16 protein-coding genes are annotated in these 16,026 nt (G+C 67.9%); 6 read left to right on the top strand and 10 right to left on the bottom strand.

Features of this window, described 5'->3' with window-relative positions:
* Nucleotides 1-22 precede the first annotated feature (22 nt).
* The 3 genes from ABZ789_RS20575 to ABZ789_RS20565 all read left to right on the top strand — a co-directional run bounded on the left by ABZ789_RS20575 (nt 23) and on the right by ABZ789_RS20565 (nt 2,890).
* Nucleotides 23-1,315: an aminotransferase class I/II-fold pyridoxal phosphate-dependent enzyme gene (locus tag ABZ789_RS20575; RefSeq protein WP_358427783.1), complete on the top strand. Its 1,293-nt coding sequence runs from the start codon at nt 23-25 to the stop codon at nt 1,313-1,315.
* A gap of 202 nt (nt 1,316-1,517) precedes the next feature.
* Complete coding sequence (locus ABZ789_RS20570) at nt 1,518-2,099, top strand: HhH-GPD-type base excision DNA repair protein (RefSeq protein WP_358427780.1); 582 nt, start codon at nt 1,518-1,520, stop codon at nt 2,097-2,099.
* A 2-nt stretch (nt 2,100-2,101) separates the two neighbouring features.
* Entirely contained in the window at nt 2,102-2,890 is a 789-nt protein-coding gene (locus ABZ789_RS20565; RefSeq protein WP_358427778.1) for a trypsin-like peptidase domain-containing protein, read from the top strand.
* Between the two features lie 21 nt (nt 2,891-2,911).
* On the opposite strand, the gene ABZ789_RS20560 is transcribed toward ABZ789_RS20565, so the two are convergent.
* From ABZ789_RS20560 to ABZ789_RS20550, 3 genes are read right to left on the bottom strand one after another with little or no spacing between them, the layout of a single operon-like run.
* Entirely contained in the window at nt 2,912-4,018 is a 1,107-nt protein-coding gene (locus ABZ789_RS20560) for an LLM class flavin-dependent oxidoreductase (protein ID WP_358427775.1), read from the bottom strand.
* Nucleotides 4,018-4,863, bottom strand: a complete 846-nt coding sequence (gene thiM / locus ABZ789_RS20555; protein ID WP_358427772.1) for a hydroxyethylthiazole kinase — start codon at nt 4,861-4,863, stop codon at nt 4,018-4,020. The genes ABZ789_RS20560 and thiM overlap by 1 nt, the downstream gene beginning before the upstream one ends.
* Before the next feature lie 58 nt (nt 4,864-4,921).
* On the bottom strand, nt 4,922-5,818 hold the full coding sequence (locus ABZ789_RS20550; RefSeq protein ID WP_358427769.1) for a rhodanese-like domain-containing protein: 897 nt from the start codon (nt 5,816-5,818) through the stop codon (nt 4,922-4,924).
* Nucleotides 5,819-5,944: 126 nt separating this feature from the next.
* On the opposite strand from ABZ789_RS20550, the gene ABZ789_RS20545 reads away from it, so the two are divergent.
* Nucleotides 5,945-6,634, top strand: a complete 690-nt coding sequence (locus tag ABZ789_RS20545) for a GntR family transcriptional regulator (protein WP_358427767.1) — start codon at nt 5,945-5,947, stop codon at nt 6,632-6,634.
* 3 nt (nt 6,635-6,637) lie between these two features.
* Here ABZ789_RS20545 and ABZ789_RS20540 read toward each other — a convergent pair whose 3' ends face one another.
* Nucleotides 6,638-7,303 carry a PadR family transcriptional regulator gene (locus ABZ789_RS20540; protein ID WP_358427764.1) on the bottom strand — a complete coding sequence of 222 codons (666 nt, stop codon included), beginning with the start codon at nt 7,301-7,303 and terminating at the stop codon, nt 6,638-6,640.
* 175 nt (nt 7,304-7,478) lie between these two features.
* Here ABZ789_RS20540 and ABZ789_RS20535 point away from each other — a divergent pair, with 175 nt between their 5' ends.
* Nucleotides 7,479-9,683 (top strand): DNA polymerase III subunit gamma and tau, encoded by a 2,205-nt coding sequence (locus tag ABZ789_RS20535; RefSeq protein WP_358427761.1) that lies wholly within the window; start codon nt 7,479-7,481, stop codon nt 9,681-9,683.
* A gap of 244 nt (nt 9,684-9,927) precedes the next feature.
* Nucleotides 9,928-10,503, top strand: coding sequence for a DUF2231 domain-containing protein (locus ABZ789_RS20530; RefSeq protein ID WP_358427758.1), 576 nt, complete (start codon nt 9,928-9,930; stop codon nt 10,501-10,503).
* Between the two features lie 19 nt (nt 10,504-10,522).
* On the opposite strand, the gene ABZ789_RS20525 is transcribed toward ABZ789_RS20530, so the two are convergent.
* Genes ABZ789_RS20525 through ABZ789_RS20500 form a run of 6 tightly spaced genes read right to left on the bottom strand, consistent with a single transcriptional unit; the run spans nt 10,523 to nt 16,010 of the window.
* Nucleotides 10,523-10,960, bottom strand: coding sequence for a RidA family protein (locus tag ABZ789_RS20525; RefSeq protein ID WP_358427755.1), 438 nt, complete (start codon nt 10,958-10,960; stop codon nt 10,523-10,525).
* On the bottom strand, nt 10,950-12,548 hold the full coding sequence (locus ABZ789_RS20520; RefSeq protein WP_358427752.1) for a gamma-glutamyltransferase: 1,599 nt from the start codon (nt 12,546-12,548) through the stop codon (nt 10,950-10,952). The genes ABZ789_RS20525 and ABZ789_RS20520 overlap by 11 nt, the downstream gene beginning before the upstream one ends.
* Nucleotides 12,545-12,901, bottom strand: coding sequence for a non-heme iron oxygenase ferredoxin subunit (locus tag ABZ789_RS20515; RefSeq protein WP_241387279.1), 357 nt, complete (start codon nt 12,899-12,901; stop codon nt 12,545-12,547). Before ABZ789_RS20515 ends, ABZ789_RS20520 begins: the two co-directional genes overlap by 4 nt.
* Nucleotides 12,902-12,937: 36 nt before the next feature.
* On the bottom strand, nt 12,938-14,392 hold the full coding sequence (locus tag ABZ789_RS20510) for an aldehyde dehydrogenase family protein (RefSeq protein ID WP_358427749.1): 1,455 nt from the start codon (nt 14,390-14,392) through the stop codon (nt 12,938-12,940).
* Nucleotides 14,389-15,612, bottom strand: coding sequence for an FAD-dependent oxidoreductase (locus ABZ789_RS20505; RefSeq protein ID WP_358427746.1), 1,224 nt, complete (start codon nt 15,610-15,612; stop codon nt 14,389-14,391). The genes ABZ789_RS20510 and ABZ789_RS20505 overlap by 4 nt, the downstream gene beginning before the upstream one ends.
* Complete coding sequence (locus tag ABZ789_RS20500) at nt 15,609-16,010, bottom strand: Rieske 2Fe-2S domain-containing protein (protein ID WP_358427743.1); 402 nt, start codon at nt 16,008-16,010, stop codon at nt 15,609-15,611. Before ABZ789_RS20500 ends, ABZ789_RS20505 begins: the two co-directional genes overlap by 4 nt.
* Nucleotides 16,011-16,026 lie beyond the last annotated feature (16 nt).

The raw sequence follows: 16,026 nt of genomic DNA, 5'->3' as shown, positions 1-16,026 counted from the left end.
GCACGGTGAAAGGTCCCTCCGCATGCCTACGCAGACCCAATACGGGTTGATGAGCCATGAGGAACTCGTTGCAGAGCACGAGCGCCGCTCCGCCGACTACGAGCGTCTGAAGTCGGAGAAGCTGACGCTGGACCTGACCCGCGGCAAGCCCTCGCCCGAACAGCTCGACCTCTCCGCGGAGTTGCTGTCGCTGCCGGGACGCGACGATTTCCGCGACGGTAACGGCACCGACACGCGCAACTACGGTGGTCTGACCGGACTGCCCGAGCTCCGCGCGATCTTCGCCGAGCTGTTGAACATTCCCGCCGCGAATCTCCTCGCCGGCAACAACGCGAGCCTCGAGATCATGCACGATCTCGTCGTGTGGTCGCTCCTGCACGGCACCGTCGACTCGCCGCGCCCCTGGTCCCAGGAACAGGTCGTCAAGTTCCTGTGCCCCGCACCCGGTTACGACCGGCACTTCGCGATCACCGAGTCGCTCGGAATCGAGATGATCCCCGTCCCGCTGCGTGAGGACGGTCCCGACGTACGGCTGATCGCCGACCTCGTCGCGAACGACCCGCAGATCAAGGGCATGTGGACGGTTCCCACCTACTCGAATCCGACCGGTTCGGTCTACTCCGAGGAGGTCGCCCGCGAGCTGGTGTCGATGCCGACAGCCGCTCCGGACTTCCGCATCATCTGGGACAACGCCTATGCGGTCCACCCGCTGACCGAAGGCCTCGCTCCTGCGATCGACATCCTGGGTCTGGCCGAGCAGGCAGGTCATCCCAACCGGGTGTTCGTCCTCGCTTCCACCTCGAAGATCACCTTCGCCGGTTCGGGTGTGAGCTTCTTCGGCAGTTCCGCCGAGAATCTCGCCTGGTACCAGAAGCACCTGAGCATCAAGACGATCGGCCCGGACAAGGTCAATCAGCTGCGGCACCTGCGCTTCTTCGGCGACGCCGACGGGGTGCGGGCGCACATGGCGAAGCACCGCGAGATCCTCGCACCGAAGTTCGCCCTGGTCCGCCGGATCCTCGAGGACCGTCTCGGCGACTCGAAGGTCGCATCGTGGACCGACCCCGAGGGCGGCTACTTCATCAGTCTCGACGTCGTCGAGGGCACGGCGGCTCGCGTCATCGCGCTCGCGAAGGACGCCGGCATCGCGCTGACGGGCGCCGGCTCGGCTTTCCCGTACAAGAAGGACCCCGAGGACAAGAACATCCGCCTCGCGCCGAGCTTCCCCTCGCTCGGCGAACTCGAGAAGGCGATGGATGGCGTCGCGACCTGCGTGCTGCTCGCCGCAGCGGAGAAGGCACTCGCCGAGCGTTAGTGTTCGGCGGCACCACCCGCGCTCGGTGTGAGTTTGTTCCCAGCTTGTGGATAAAGCTGTGCACAACACGTGGATGGGCGGTGGACAAAGCTCGATCGCCCAGTTCAGGGGTTCCCCTCACGATTCGTGCGCTCGCCGCTCGGAGTCGCCCTGACGGTCGTGCTGTGGCGTCGGCCCTGCCGCGCAGGGCATGATCGTTTTCATGTCATCGACGTTGAACCTGGTCGGGGATCCCGCCGCCGACGCCCTGCTGGCCGACGACCCGCTGGCGCTTCTCATCGGCATGTTGCTCGATCAGCAGGTGCCGATGGAGGTGGCGTTCGCGGGACCGAAGAAGCTGGCCGACCGGCTCGGTGGTCTCGATGTGCACCGGATCGCGACAGCGGACCCCGACGAGTTCGTCGCGGTGTGTGCGCAGCAGCCGGCCGTCCACCGGTTCCCCAAGTCGATGGGGCAGCGGATCCAGGCACTGTGTTCGGCGATCGTCGAGGACTACGACGGCGACGCGGCAGCCGTGTGGACATCCGGAGATCCGGACGGCAAGGAAGTGCTGCGCAGACTGAAGAAGCTGCCCGGTTACGGTGATCAGAAGGCGCGAATCTTCCTGGCACTGCTCGGCAAGCAGATCGGTGTGCAGCCTGCCGGGTGGCGAGAGGCTGCCGGGGCCTACGGTGACGACGGTGCGCGCCGGTCCATCGCCGACGTCGTCGACGATCAGTCGCTGCACGAAGTACGCGAGTTCAAGAAGTCGATGAAGGCCGCGGCCAGAGCCGCGAAGAAGTAGACATGCGCCGCGTACTCGCAGTGTGCTGCGCTTCCGTCGCATTCGTCTCCTGCGCCGCAGGAGTGGCCTCGGCGGGCGGAGGAGACGACCGGGTGGTTCTGCGTCCCGGCGACGGGATCACGTTCTCGGCGGAGCCGACGCCCGGGTGGTGTTCCGTCGCGGCGATCGGGCACGACGATGCGGGCCGGCTCGTCGCGATCACGGCCGGCCATTGCTACCGGACCGGGACATCTCCGATCTGGAAGGTGGACGAGCAGCACCGGGGAGCGATCGGTACCGAAACGGATGTCGCGAGTACGGGTTCGGTCGATCCGCTCGGATTTCCCACCGACGAGGTCGCCGACTACGCAGTGGTTCTTCTCGACGAGACACGCGTACGGGGTTCGAACACCTCGTCGCCGAACGATCGTGGTGAGAGGGTGGTCCTCGAGTCGGTTGCGGTATTCGGTGCAGGGGAGCAACCGGTCGGGACGCACTGTGCGGCGGGACGCAGCACGTCGGTGGCCTGCGCACAGGGCGACGTTCGGATGGACGAGAACCTGATGTCCTCGCCGCTGCTCATGCGGCCGGGCGACTCCGGAGGTCCGCTGGTGCGCGCCGAGACGGGCGAGTGGATGGGCCTGTCGGTGGGTTACCGACTCCCGGAGACCCCGGTCTCGGACGATCCAGCTCTGTGGACTCAGATCCCCGATACCCGCTTCGCTGCCTACCAGCGGGCCGACCGGATCCTCACCGAGATCGACGCCCGCGGCGGGATCGGCTCGGGGTTCCGTCTCGTCGACACCCCGTGACCGACCCCACCGCCGGAGTCGTCAGAGTTCGCGGAAGCGCGGAATCAAGTGTTCGGCAACGTTCTTCGCCTCGTCGATGAGCGGCCATCCCGCGAGGATCAACGAGGTCAGTCCGGTCGCGTCGCGCAGGCTACGGACATGTCCGGTGATCTCGTCGGGGTTGCCGACGTAGTAGACGGCCGACGATCCCGTCGCGAAGATGTCCAGCGGTGACCACGCTGTGATCCCCGCATACAATCCGTCGCCGAGGTAGAGATCCTCCGGTTCGGGCAGCTTGCCCGCGTTGATCGTGTCGACCCAGCCCTGCCGCTGCGCGTCACGCGCGGTGAAAGTCTTCAGATCCTGCTTCCCGTGGGTGCGGCGGCGGACGGCCTTGTCGAGGACGTCCTGGATCTGCTCGATCCCGGCCTTCTCGAACAGCGACCGGAACCGCTCGAGTGCTTCACCCCGGTCCGGGCGCACGATCACGCCGGACAGTGCGCCGAAGTCGGTGTACTCACGTCCCTGTTCTGCAGCCGATTCTCTTGCGGCGGTGAACTTCTCCGTGACGAACGACGTCTCGCGCAGCATGATCAGGTAGGCGTCGAGGATCTTGCCGGCGTTCTGCAGACCGGCCGGGGAGTCGCCGGTGCCCCACAGTGGCACCGTGTGGTCGGCGGGCGCGTCGATGCGTAACGGCGTGTTGGGGAAGTTCGACTCGGTGCCCGCGGCGTAGATCCGGCGGAAGTCGTCCCAGTACTGCTCGCCGAGTTCGTATCGGCGGTCGTGCTCGACGTTCATGTCGTACTTGGTGAGAATGTTCTCCCGGCCGTTGACCGAGTTGATCATCAGGCGGCCACCGCTGAACGCGTCGAAGGTCAGTGCCTTCTCCGCCAACAGCCGTGCGGGCGTCATGTTGGCGTAGATCGCGACGAGGAACTTCATCCGGGTCGTGTGGGCTGCGGCCCAGGTCGCCGAGATGAACGGGTCGTTCGGCCAGGTGGCGACGAGCGCGCCCTCGAACCCACCGTCGTCGATGGTCTTCGCGAGTTCGATCTGCCGCTGTCCGTCGACCGGGTACAACCCGCCCGGGCTCCAGGGATAGTCGCCGTCGGCCTGGGTGAGATACCAGAAGGTCTTGATGGGCATTACTTGGTGTCCTCTGTCGGAAGGTCGAGCGGTTCGATCCGGGCGCGGGCGCGCAGGGTGTCGGCGTCCACGGCGTAGAGCGCGTCGAGGTAGGCGACGGCGAAGGAGCCCGGCCCGGTGGAATTCTCCTCGGCGATCTCGGAGGCCGCAGCGACATGCGCGTGGGCGGCGGCGAGTCCGGTGAGCGGGGTTTCGGCGACCGCGAGGTACGCGGCGACGAGTCCGCCGAGAGAGCATCCGGTGGACGTCACACGCGGCAGCATCGCGCTTCCGCCGGCGATACGCAGGCCGACGATCGTACCGTCGCGGTCGCGTCCGATGAGATGGTCGACGGGACCGGAAGCCGAGACGGCTTCGGCGTGATCGAGCAGGGCAACTGCGGCGGGAACAGCGGCGGCGGCCTCGTCGGCGCTGTCGACGCCGCGCGTGTCACCGCCGAGCCCGGCGAGCGCGATGATCTCGGAGGCATTGCCACGGATCGCGGTGGGGCGGAACTTCAGCAGATCGGCGGCCAGCGAGGTACGCCACGCCAGTCCACCTACGCCGACCGGGTCGAGGACCCACGGGGTGCCGGCCTCGTGCGCTGCCTCGGCAGCGAGAGTGAAGGCTGTCGCGGTCTCGTCGGAGGGCGTGCCGAGGTTCACGAGCACCCCGCCGGCTACGCGTGCGAAATCGGCTGCCTCATGGGCATTGTCGATGTGTGCGTTGCTCGCGCCGGCGGCGAGGAGCACGTTGGTGAGGAAGTTGGCGGAAACGATGTTGGTCAGCGAGTGCACGAGGGGTACTCGGCTGCGGAGCACGTCGAGGGTGGCGGCGAGATCGTCGACGGTGGGAGTCGTGGTCACGGTGGATCCTGTCGGGGGAGGGGCCGGGCGAAGCGGGGTCAGGCTCGCGGACATCGCATCATGCGCCGCCGCTCCTTTCCTCGAGCGTGCGCATCGGGAGCGCCGGGTCGGCCGTCCACTCCTCGAGGGAACCGTCGTAGACGGCGAGGTCGGTGTGTCCCGCACGCACCAGTGCCAAGGCGAGCAGGCATGCCGAGACGCCACCGCCGCAGTACAGGATCAGCGGACGGCCCGATCCGGCGAGTGCGGCCTCGGCCAGTTCGTCCACTCGGTCGGTGCTGTGCAGGACGCCGTCGGCGAGCACGCTCTTGGCGGGCAGATTCCGGCTTCCGCTGATATGGCCGCGCCGCGCGTAGCGGGTCGTGGCGGTTCCGGCGAACTGCTCGGCATCGAGTGCGCAGACCAGGGTGCCCGGTGCGTCCCCGGACACCACGGCGAGCACGTCCTCGCGGTCGCGCCACAGTCCCCGGTCCGTCAGACCGGTTCGAGGGGTGGCGGCACGAAATCCGGCGATGTCACCGCTGTCGACGGGCAGTCGCAGCGCCGTCCACCGCGCGAGACCCCCGTCGAGCACACGTGCCGGAATGCCGACATTGCGCAGCATCCACCACAATCGGGACGCCCAGGTCATGCTGCCGTCGTCGTAGATCACCAGATCGGCGTCGGGGGCGACGCCGAGTTCGGCCAGGGCCGAGGCGAGGTCGTCCGGCGCGGGCCGGGAGAAGTGCAGCCGGGTGTCCCGCGCGCTGAAGCCGTCGAGCAGGTCGGCGTGCAGAGATCCCGGAATGCGGGCGTCGCACCAGGTGGCATAGCCGGACTCGGGTCGGTAGTCGCCGTCGAAACGAGGCTTCGGGAAGGACACCGTGGCGTGCAGGATCGTGTACGCCATGGGGTCGACCGAGAGTTCTTCGGCGCTGATCAGCACCTGTTCGTCTCGGAAAGCCGCCTCGGCCACGCGTTCGGTCCTCTCGTCGGGGTTCGCTGGACGACGCTAAACGACGAATAACGTATACGCAAGTATGCGAACGTGGACAGTGGCATAATCGCCACACGTAACCGGCGCGTCTACGGAGGGGTATGGATGACCGAGCAGGATGCTGCGGCCGAGCTGGAGAGCTCGCTCCTCGTCGAATCACCCACCGGTCGCGACGACCAAACCTCCAAGCAGTACTTGCGCCTGCGTTCGGACATCCTCGCCGGGAAGTTCCCTCGCGGTGCCGCCTTGCACGAGACCCAGCTCAGTGAGACCTACGGAGCCTCACGCACCCCGATTCGCGAGGCACTCAACTGGCTCGCGCACGACGGCCTGCTCGAACGCGCCAGTCGCGGCTTCCGGGTCCGCTCGGGCACCCCGGAGGACGTGATCGAGATCTACGCGGCGCGAGTCGCGCTCGAATCCGAGGCGGCCGGTGCCGCAGCGATCCGGCACACCGATCTCGACATGGCCCGCCTCGAGCGACTGCACGATTCGTGTTGTTCCGCGACGGACGACGCCGCGGTGCGCATCGGGAACTTCCGGTTCCACGAGGCGTTGTGGCAGGCCGCGCACAACGCGACGATCACCAGACTGCTGGTGCGGCTGACCACCCAGCTGCGGATATACGATTCCGGCCCCCCGTCCAACTACGGCGAGCCCGACCTGCTCAACGAGGAACACGCGCAGATCCTCGACGCTCTCCGGCAACGGGACGAGACTGCGGCCCGCGAGCACATGCGGGCGCATCTCGAACGCAGCCGCGAGCAGCGCATCCGTCTGTTCGCTCGCGGCTGAGCATCATTTCCCGCCGTGCGCCTCGGTATCGCCGGCGAGGATGCGATAGAGGGACTTCTTGGCTTCGGTCAGGACCGCGTGCGCGGCGGCGATCTCGGCGTCGGAACCGCTCATGGCGACCGATCGCGCCGCGCCTTGTAGGTCGCGGAGCGCGAGCCGAAGGTCGGGTACTCCCGAGTCGCCCTGGTGGACGACGAACGGATCTATGACCTCGTTCTGCGGGTCGTCGAGATAGCTGCGCCCCTCGTCGGTCAACGAGACGAGCTTCCGTCCACCCTCCTTCTCGACCGTGACGAGTCCTTCGTCCTCGAGTTGCGAGATCGTCGGGTAGATCGCTCCAGGGCTCGGGCGCCAGGCGCCGCCGGTTCGTTCGGCGATCGCCTCCATCAGTTGGTAGCCGTGCATCGGCTCGGTGCCGAGCAACCGCAGGACCGCGGCGCGGACGTCGCCGCGTTGCGCTCGGCCGCGTCGGCCTCCTCTCGGTCCGCCACCGCCCCGCCCGAAGGCACCGCCCGGACCACCGGCACCGCGAAGCGGGTGATGGCCGAGTTCGTCGTCCTGGGGGAGATGTCCTCTGCGGCGCGGTCCGTCCGCTCCGAACGGGCCGCCGGGAAAGTTTCGATCCTGCATGGCGCGACGTGGGCCGCGGCGATGTTCATGGTGTCGCATGATTGCCCTCCTCATTTGTCGATACAATCACGATAGAACGCGATATATCGTTAACGCAAGGGTGTGGCCGGTCGAATGCAGAATCGAAACCGGTCCGATCACCGCAGTGGGGCCGACGAACCGACGGGGTGGACCGACGTCCGTGTATGTCGGCCCTCGCCGGTACGCTCGGCCCGTGGCTCTGTACCGGAAGTATCGACCTGCGACCTTCGCGGAGGTGGTGGGGCAGGAGCACGTCACCGTGCCTCTCAGCACGGCGCTCGACACGGGCCGTATCAACCACGCATACCTGTTCTCGGGGCCCCGTGGGTGCGGCAAGACGTCTTCGGCCCGCATCCTCGCCCGCTCGCTCAACTGCGAGAGCGGGCCGACGTCGACGCCCTGTGGCACGTGCCGGTCGTGCGTGTCCCTCGGGCCGGGCGGCGGCGGCAACCTCGACGTCACCGAACTCGACGCCGCGAGCCACGGCGGTGTGGACGACACCCGCGAACTCCGCGACCGCGCGTTCTACGCTCCCGCCGAGTCGCGCTATCGCATCTTCATCATCGACGAGGCACACATGGTCACGACTCAGGGCTTCAACGCCCTGCTCAAGATCGTGGAGGAGCCTCCGGAACACCTGATCTTCGTCTTCGCGACCACCGAGCCCGAGAAGGTGCTGCCGACCATTCGGTCGCGTACACACCACTATCCGTTCCGGCTCCTCGCTCCCACGGCGATGCGGGGTCTGCTGGAACAGATCTGCGGGCAGGAGAACGTGCAGGTCGAGGACGCGGTCTATCCGCTCGTCATCCGCTCCGGCGGCGGGTCTCCGCGCGACTCTCTGTCGGTGATGGACCAGCTTCTGGCCGGTGCCGGGCCCGAGGGCGTCACCTACGACCGTGCTCTGTCGCTGCTCGGCGTCACCGACGTCGCGCTCATCGACGAGGCCGTCGATTCGCTCGCAGCCGGCGACGGCGCGGCGCTGTTCGGCACCGTCGAAAAGGTGATGGACGCCGGCCACGACCCGCGTCGCTTCGCCGTCGATCTCCTCGAGCGCTTCCGCGACCTCATCCTCATGAAATCGGTCCCCGATGCTGCGGAGCGTGGTCTCGTCGATGCCCCCGGTGATGTCCTCGAACGGATGCGCGACGAGGCGAGCCGCCTCGGACCGGCCGGTCTCACCCGCTACGCCGAGATCGTGCACGCCGGCCTGGGGGAGATGCGCGGCGCGACGTCACCGCGTCTGCTGCTCGAGGTGATGTGCGCGCGGATGCTGCTCCCGGCGGCGTCCGACGCGGAAACCGCAGTGCTGCAACGGCTCGAGCGCCTCGAACAGGGTGTCGTCGTCGCTCCGGGCGGAAGCGCCGCCACGCGGCCGGTGGCGGCGCCTGCCGCACCCCCCATCTCGCCCGACGAACCCGCGGCACGCTTCCAGCGGCCCTCCCAACGCCGGGCGAGCGACGCACCGCCTGCTACGCCGTCTCGTGAGGTTGCCCCACCACAACCGGAATCACCTGCACCGCAGGCTCCGGAGCAGCAGGTGCCGGCCCCGACGCCGCCCCCACCGGCGCAACCTCCCGGCGCGCCGGACGCTCCGCAACAGCAGACAACGCCCGACGAGGTTGTCGCGCAGGAGGTTCCGTCGCCCGCGCCCGAGATCGAGGAGCAGGCCGCGCCTGCTCCCGAGCCCGAGCCCGAGCCCGAACCGGCCCGTCCGGCAGGCGGTCCCGACGCCGCCCAGATGCGGGGCGTGTGGTCGGAGGTGCGTGCGAAGGTCCGCGAACGGAGCCGCACCGTCGAGGTCATGCTCTCGGGTGCCACCGTGCGCTCGGTCGACGGCACTCGCGTCGTGCTCGTGCACGACTCGGCCCCGCTCGCGAAGCGACTCGCCGATTCACGTAACGCCGCGGTCATCGCTGATGCCCTGCAGGCGCTCTTCGGTGGAGAGTTCGAGGTCACCTGTGTACACGGATCGGCCGCCGAGACGCCGGTGAAAACTCAGGTGCTGGAAAAGAACTCGCGTCCTTCGGGTCAACCGCGCTTCTCCCGGCCGAGTCAGGCGAAGAACGCCCCGCCGGCTGCGCCCGTGGAGACTCCCGCAGCGCCGCAGCGGCCGGTGGTCACAGCTTCCCCTTCCGTCGCCCCGACCTTTACACGTCCGTCCGTCGAGAATGTGGACGACATCCCGCCGCCCGAAGCCCCCGATCTCCCCGACGATCCGGGGCCGGGCTATGACGCGCCGCCGCCCGACCCGTCACAGATGACGGAGGCGGATGTCGAGGAGATGTTCGCCGAGGCCGCCACCCCGGGAGATCCGTCGACGCGCCGCGATCCCGAGGAAGTCGCGATCGAACTGCTCAAGGACGTGCTGGGAGCGAAGCCGCTCGACGAGAAGTAACCGTACGGGCCTGGGGCTCCCGACGAACAGCGTCAGGTCTGGGGTATCTCCGTCGGTGTGGGGTGTCGCGAGCTCGAACCGGCCGATCTTCAACTCGACCACCACAAAGCGCGACTGAATCCAGTTGAAGCAGAGTGGGAGGTGTCGAGGAAGTTCGAGGGATCAGCGCCGATTCTGCGGTGAAATTGCCCCGTCGATCTGATGGACGCGATTCGTATATATGGCAGACGGGTATCGCCTCCTCATGAACCTGCACGAACTCCTGCGCGCAGTCGAATCCTTCGACGTGGTGGATCGACCCGCCGAGCGCGTCGCGCAGCGCATACGGCGAGTCCTCGACGGCTCTGCCGTCGACAATCTGCTCCGAGGTTCCTGGCTCGGGCACCCCGTCCATCCTCTGCTCGTGACGATTCCGATCGGATCGTGGGTGTCGGCGGCGGTGCTGGACGCGATGCCCGGGCAGCGGGACGCATCCCGGAAACTCGTCGCCCTCGGACTGGCCGCAACCGTCCCGACCGTGATCACCGGCTACGCCGACTTCTCCGTCCTTGATGTCCCTCGGCGCCGGGTCGGTGCGGTGCACGCCGTGTCGAACGCGATCGGGGCGATCTGTATGGCCATGTCCTATCGCAAGCGCCGTGCCGGTCGCGCGCGAGGTGGGACGGCCTGGACTCTGATCGGTCTCGGTGCCGTCGGTATCGGTGGCGCTCTCGGCGGACATCTCTCCTACGCGCAGGGCGCGGGAGTCCATCAATGGCAGCGACCGTACGAGAGTGTCGATCTGGCAGCAGAACTCGAGGACATCGCGTCGAGGAACTGAGGGGGTTGCCGCTGCCCTGTCAGATGGTGACGGCGGTCAGCGCGATCTCGAGCGGCGCTCCACCGGGCAGGGTGTGGACGCCGACAGCGGTGCGTGCCGGGAGCGCGTTCACACCGAGTTCGCGTTCGATCACGTCCGACGCACCGTCCGCGACCACCGACAGATCGGTGAAGCCGGGCGCGCTCGCGACATAGACGATCATCTCGACCGGCCGGAAGGATGTGCCCTCCGGTAGGATCGCGCGGATCGCTGCCAGCGCGTTGCCCACTGCGACGGCCGCAGCGGTACGGGCCTCGTCGAGGCCGACCTCCGCACCGATCCGCCCGGTGAGGATCAGTTCACCTTCGCGTCGCGGCGTCATTCCCGCCGTGCGGACGGTGCCGCCGGCGAGCACGGCCGGGACGTACCGCCCTTGCGGTCGTGGTGCAACGGATTGCGCACCTACATCATTCGACACCGAGAGCCACCCCTTCCTGTCGCGGATCACTACCCCCGTGCAGCACTCCGCGGTCGTCGATCGAGATCACCTGCGCGCTGCCCTCGGCGCCCAGCGGTTCGAGCACCTCCACCTGGTGGCCGAGTTCGCGCAGTTCGTCGCACACGCCGTCGGCAACGTCGCCTTCGATCCGCAACGCGGTCGGCTCGCCGAGCACGTTCGCATCCGAGCCCGGGAAGACGGTGAAGCGAGGTGCCGACACCGCCTCCTGGGGATCGAGATCGTGGTCGAGCAGATGGGACAGCAACTGCATGTTCCACTGCACCTGACCGTCCCCGCCGGGAGTGTTGCCCACATGCCGTAACTCGCCTGCCGAGTCGGTGACGATCCACGCGTTGAGTGTGTGCAGGGGTTTGCGGCGCGGCGCTATCTCGTTCGGATGACCGTCGATCAGGTAGGCGCCACGTCCGAGCCGGTTGTTGAGGACGATGCCTGTCCCGGGCACTGTGAGCTTCGCTCCGAAGGTGAACGCCAGGGAATGGATGAACGACACCGCTCGCCCGTCGGCGTCGACGGAAACGAACGAGGTCGTGTCCCCGGCGGCGACGGCGAACGCGGCGGCCGGTGCACGCCTGTCGAGCCGCGCGCGACCCGCTGCGATGTTCGCGGGGTCGAGCACCCGGGAGACACCGTCGTTGTCGGACGAGGACCAGCGGAGCCTGTCTTCGAAGGCGACCGTGGCCGCGCGGGCCATCCGGTCGATCGCCGCCGCACCGAGCACGGGATGCGTGCCGAGCGCGCCTTCGCACAGGGCGGCCTGGTGCAGCATCATCCACCCCGGCGTCGGGAGCGGGGTCTGGTGCACGACGTGACCTGCATAGGTGCCGGTGAGCGCTGCCTCCGCGTCCACCGTTGCCGCGGCCTGCCATTCGTCGCCGCTGAACGGTGCTCCGCCTTCCTGCAGCGTAGCCACGCAGTGTTCGGCGAGCGTGCCGGTGTAGAACGATCCCGGGTCGTCGGCAAGGGTCCGGATCGTGTGGGCCAGATCGGGTTGGGGAAGGACGTCACCCACGCATGGGATCCGGTCGTGCGGGGTGTAGACCGAGGCAAGTCCTGCATCTTTGCGGACCGCATGCGCTGCGGTTTGCACATCTGCCCGGGTCTTCGCCGAGCACGGCAGCCCTCGTTCGGCGATGCGCGCAGCCGGTGCCCACAATTCGGGCAGCGGCCGACTGGCCCCTCGACGATGCAATTGGGCAAGCGCAGCGGGCGCACCGGGCACGGCGACCGCGAGGGCACCGTCGAGCGGGATCGCGTCCAGTCCCCGTTCCCGGTAGAAATCCGGAGTGCCGCCGTCGGGACCGTATCCGCTGCCGTTTACGGTCCATACGGATCCGTCCGGTTCGCGTACCACCGCGAAGGCATCGCCGCCGATGCCACACTGCCCGGGCAGGGTCAGCCACGTGATCGCAGCCATCGCCAGGGCAGCATCGACCGCGTTGCCGCCTTCGGCGAGGACACGGGCCCCGGCCTGGCTTGCGAGCGGATGACTCGACGCGACCATGCCCCCGGTCGCGAGCGTCGCCGCTCGTGTCGCGTGCCGGGTCATGCCGACCGCATCCGGCGTCGACGGGGTCCTTCCGGGGGCTCGGCGGGGTCGATCCCGACGAAGATCTCCCCGTCGCGTTCCTCGCACGGATAGGTCTTGATGGGCTCGGTGGCCGGCGGGCAGATCGGCTCCCCGGTCTCGAGGTCGAATGCGCTTCCGTGGCAAGAGCATCCGATTCCGTCCTGGACGAGCTTGCCGGACGACAGCAGGCAGTCGAGGTGTGAGCAGTAGTTGGATGTCGCGTACGCTTTTCCGTCCAGGCGGGAGATGGCGAATTCGTAGTCGTCGGCGTAGAACCGGCGGACGATGCCTTCGGGCACCTGCCCGGATCGGGCCACTCGCTTGAACTCCATGGTCTTTCCTCCAGGCATGTGTGGGGTCTTCGCCGATCAGGCGTCGGGGGACAGGTAGACGGTCTTCTCGGACTGGTAGAACTGCATGAGCGTGGGGCCGGCCTGTTCCTTGAAGGTCTGCGTGCTCGACTGCTTGTAGCCGCCGAACGGCGCGTTCATGGCCATTCCCGTGGTGGGCTGGTTCACCTTGACGAGTCCGGTCCGCGACCCGGCGATGAAACGCTGTGCGTCCGAGAGGCTCCGGGTGACGACGGAGGCGCTGAGTCCGAAGGTGGTGTCGTTCGCCAGGGTCAGGGCATCGTCGAAGGAGCCCGCGCGCTGGAAAGCCAGGATCGGGCCGAAGATCTCGTCGGTGAGCAGGCGCATCCCCGGGGCGGTGTCCGCGAAGACGGTGGGTCGCACGAAAAATCCGTCTCGCAGCGATTCCCCGTCGCACCGCACGCCGCCGCACACGAGACGTGCGCCTTCGTCCGTGCCGATGGATACGTACTCGAGGAACTTGTCGAGCTGGCCGCTACTTGCGAGCGGGCCGACATCGACGGCGGCACCCGAACCGGGTCCTACCCGCAGTGCGCGGGTGCGCTCGGCGACCTTCTCGAGCAGCTCGTCGTGGATCGCTTCGACGGCGATGACACGGCTCGTGCCGGTGCACGCCTGGCCCGATAATCCGAAAGCTCCCTTGACGATCAGTGCGGCCGCCGCGTCGAGGTCCGCGTCGGCCAGGACGACGACGGGATTCTTGCCGCCCATCTCCAGTTGCACACGTCGGTCGGGACCGACGTTGCGGTGGATGGCGCGTCCGACCTCGGTGGACCCGGTGAAGGTCACCGCCGCGATCCGCTCGTCGGCGGACACCGCCGCACCGGCCTTCCCGTTGCCCTGGACGAGGGCGATCGCGCCCGGTGGCAGACCACCGGCCAACAGGGCCTCGACGAGTCGCTGTCCCATCAGCGGGGTGATCTCGGACGGCTTGAACAGCACCGTGTTGCCGGCGGCGAGTGCGGGCCCGAGTTTGCGGGAGGGGATGTTGAGCGGAAAGTTCCAGGGCGTGATCGCACCGACGATACCGATCGGTTCGCGCACGGTGTAGATCGTCGTGGAGCCCGGCGCCGGGAAAGTCGCACCGGTGGCGCGCAGTGCTTCACCCGCGTAGAACCGCAGGTTCGTGGGGGTGCGGCTGACCTCCATCGACGCCTCGGCCCGGGTCTTGCCCTCCTCGCGGATGAGTTCGTCGACGAGTTCGGCCGAGCGTGCGGTGAGATGGTCGGCGGCCGCTTCGAGGATCGCGGCGCGACGCTCCGGCGGCGTCGCGGCCCATTGGGGCGCGGCCTTGTCGAGTGCGTCCACGGCGTTGCGGACGTCGATGGCGTCGGAGTCCGGGAAGGTGCCGATCAGGTCGGTCTCGTCGGCGGGATTGCGACGTTCGAAGACTGCACCGGAGACCGCCGGTACCCAGTTGCCGTCGATGTGGTTCAGGCCGGTGATCGTCATGCGGGCTCGACCTCCTCGTACATCTCCCACAGATCGGTGTCCTCGTCGGCGAGCAGCGCTGCGTCGACCCGGCGGCCGACGAGTTCGCGGGCGGCCATGATGTCCTCACCGCGGTCCATCGCGAACGCGGCGGTAAGGATATCGCCGGCGAGGTAGAAGACCGAGAACTCTCCACTGTCGATATCGCCACGGACGACGAGTTCGGTTGTTCCGGACGTTGATCCGGCAAACTGGATGTTGGTGTCGTATTGATCGGACCAGAACCAGTGCGGGTCGTCGGAGAGCGACTGCCGTCCGACGATCGTGTCGGCGACGACCGCGGCCTGGCGGTTCGCGTTGTCGAAGTGCTCGACGCGGATGTGGCGGCCTTCGCGAGGGGAGAACCGCTTCGCGACATCACCTGCTGCGTAGATGTTCTCGACCGTGGTGCGTCCGGTGACGTCCACTACGATCCCACCGTCGACAGCGAGTCCGCTCACCGCCGCGACGCCGGTGTTGGGGACGATCCCGATACCGATGACCACGGCGTCGGCCTCGACGATTCCGCCGGTGGTCTCGATCCGCACACCGCGATCGGAGGTGGTCACCGAGGCGACACCCGTGCCGGTGCGCAGGTCTACACCGTTGCGGCGGTGCAAATCCGCGCAGTGCCGGCCGACCTGCTCGCCGAGGATGCTTCCGAGCAGATGTCCGGCCTGTTCGAGAACCGTCACCGTCACACCGAGAGAGCGTGCGGTCGAGGCGATCTCGAGTCCGATGAAACCGCCGCCGACGATCGCGAGACTGGATCCAGGGGTCAGGCGGGCGGCGAGGGCGGTCGCGTCGTCGAGCGTGCGCAGGTAGTGGACGAGATCAGGCCGGGATCCGGTGGTGGCGAGTGTACGGGGACGTCCACCCGTGGCGAGGACGATCGCATCGGCAGCGATCTCGCCGCCGTCGAACTCGACGGTGCGACGCGCGGTGTCGATGCGCTGCACCGATACACCCGTGCGGATGTCGATGCTGTTGGCGTCGAGCCATTTCCGGGTCAGCAGTGCGAGGGAGTCGACTCCTTCGCGACCCGCGAGGAATTCCTTGGACAAGGGCGGGCGCTGGTAAGGGGCGTGTTGCTCGTCGCCGAGCAGCACGATGCGCCCGTCGAAGCCGCGGCGACGCAGGGTCCGTGCGGTGACGGCGGCGACCTGACCGGCGCCCACTGTGACTACGGTGCGAACGGTCATGCAGTGCAATCCTTTCCGGATTCGGCCGGTGCCGGACGCGGGGTGGGGTCGACGAGGACGGTTTCGTCGCGCACGAGGACGGGATAGACCGGCTGACAGAGGTCCTGGTCCTCTTCGTATCCGGTCTCGAGATCGAAGCGCCACTGGTGGCCGGGGCAGATGACCCGGCCGTGCAGGAGGGTGCCCTTCGTGAGCGAACGGTCCTGATGGATACACAGGTCGGCGAAGGCGTAGATGCGGTCGTTCGCACGGAACAGTGCGATCGCGAGACCGTCGACCTCCACGCGGAGTTTGCGGCGACGCGTCATCTCTTCGACCGTGGCGACGGCGACCCAGGCAGGGGACTCCGCTGCGGCGCCGGTGCCGGTGGTCCCGCTGCCTCTGATTTCGGTGGACATGCTTCTCCTTCGCTCG

Origin of the sequence: Rhodococcus sp. NPDC047139 (assembly GCF_040643435.1) — a bacterium.
GTDB lineage: Bacteria > Actinomycetota > Actinomycetes > Mycobacteriales > Mycobacteriaceae > Rhodococcus.
Note: the sequence above shows the minus strand (reverse complement) of the source record. Positions and strands in the feature narration are given on the sequence as shown.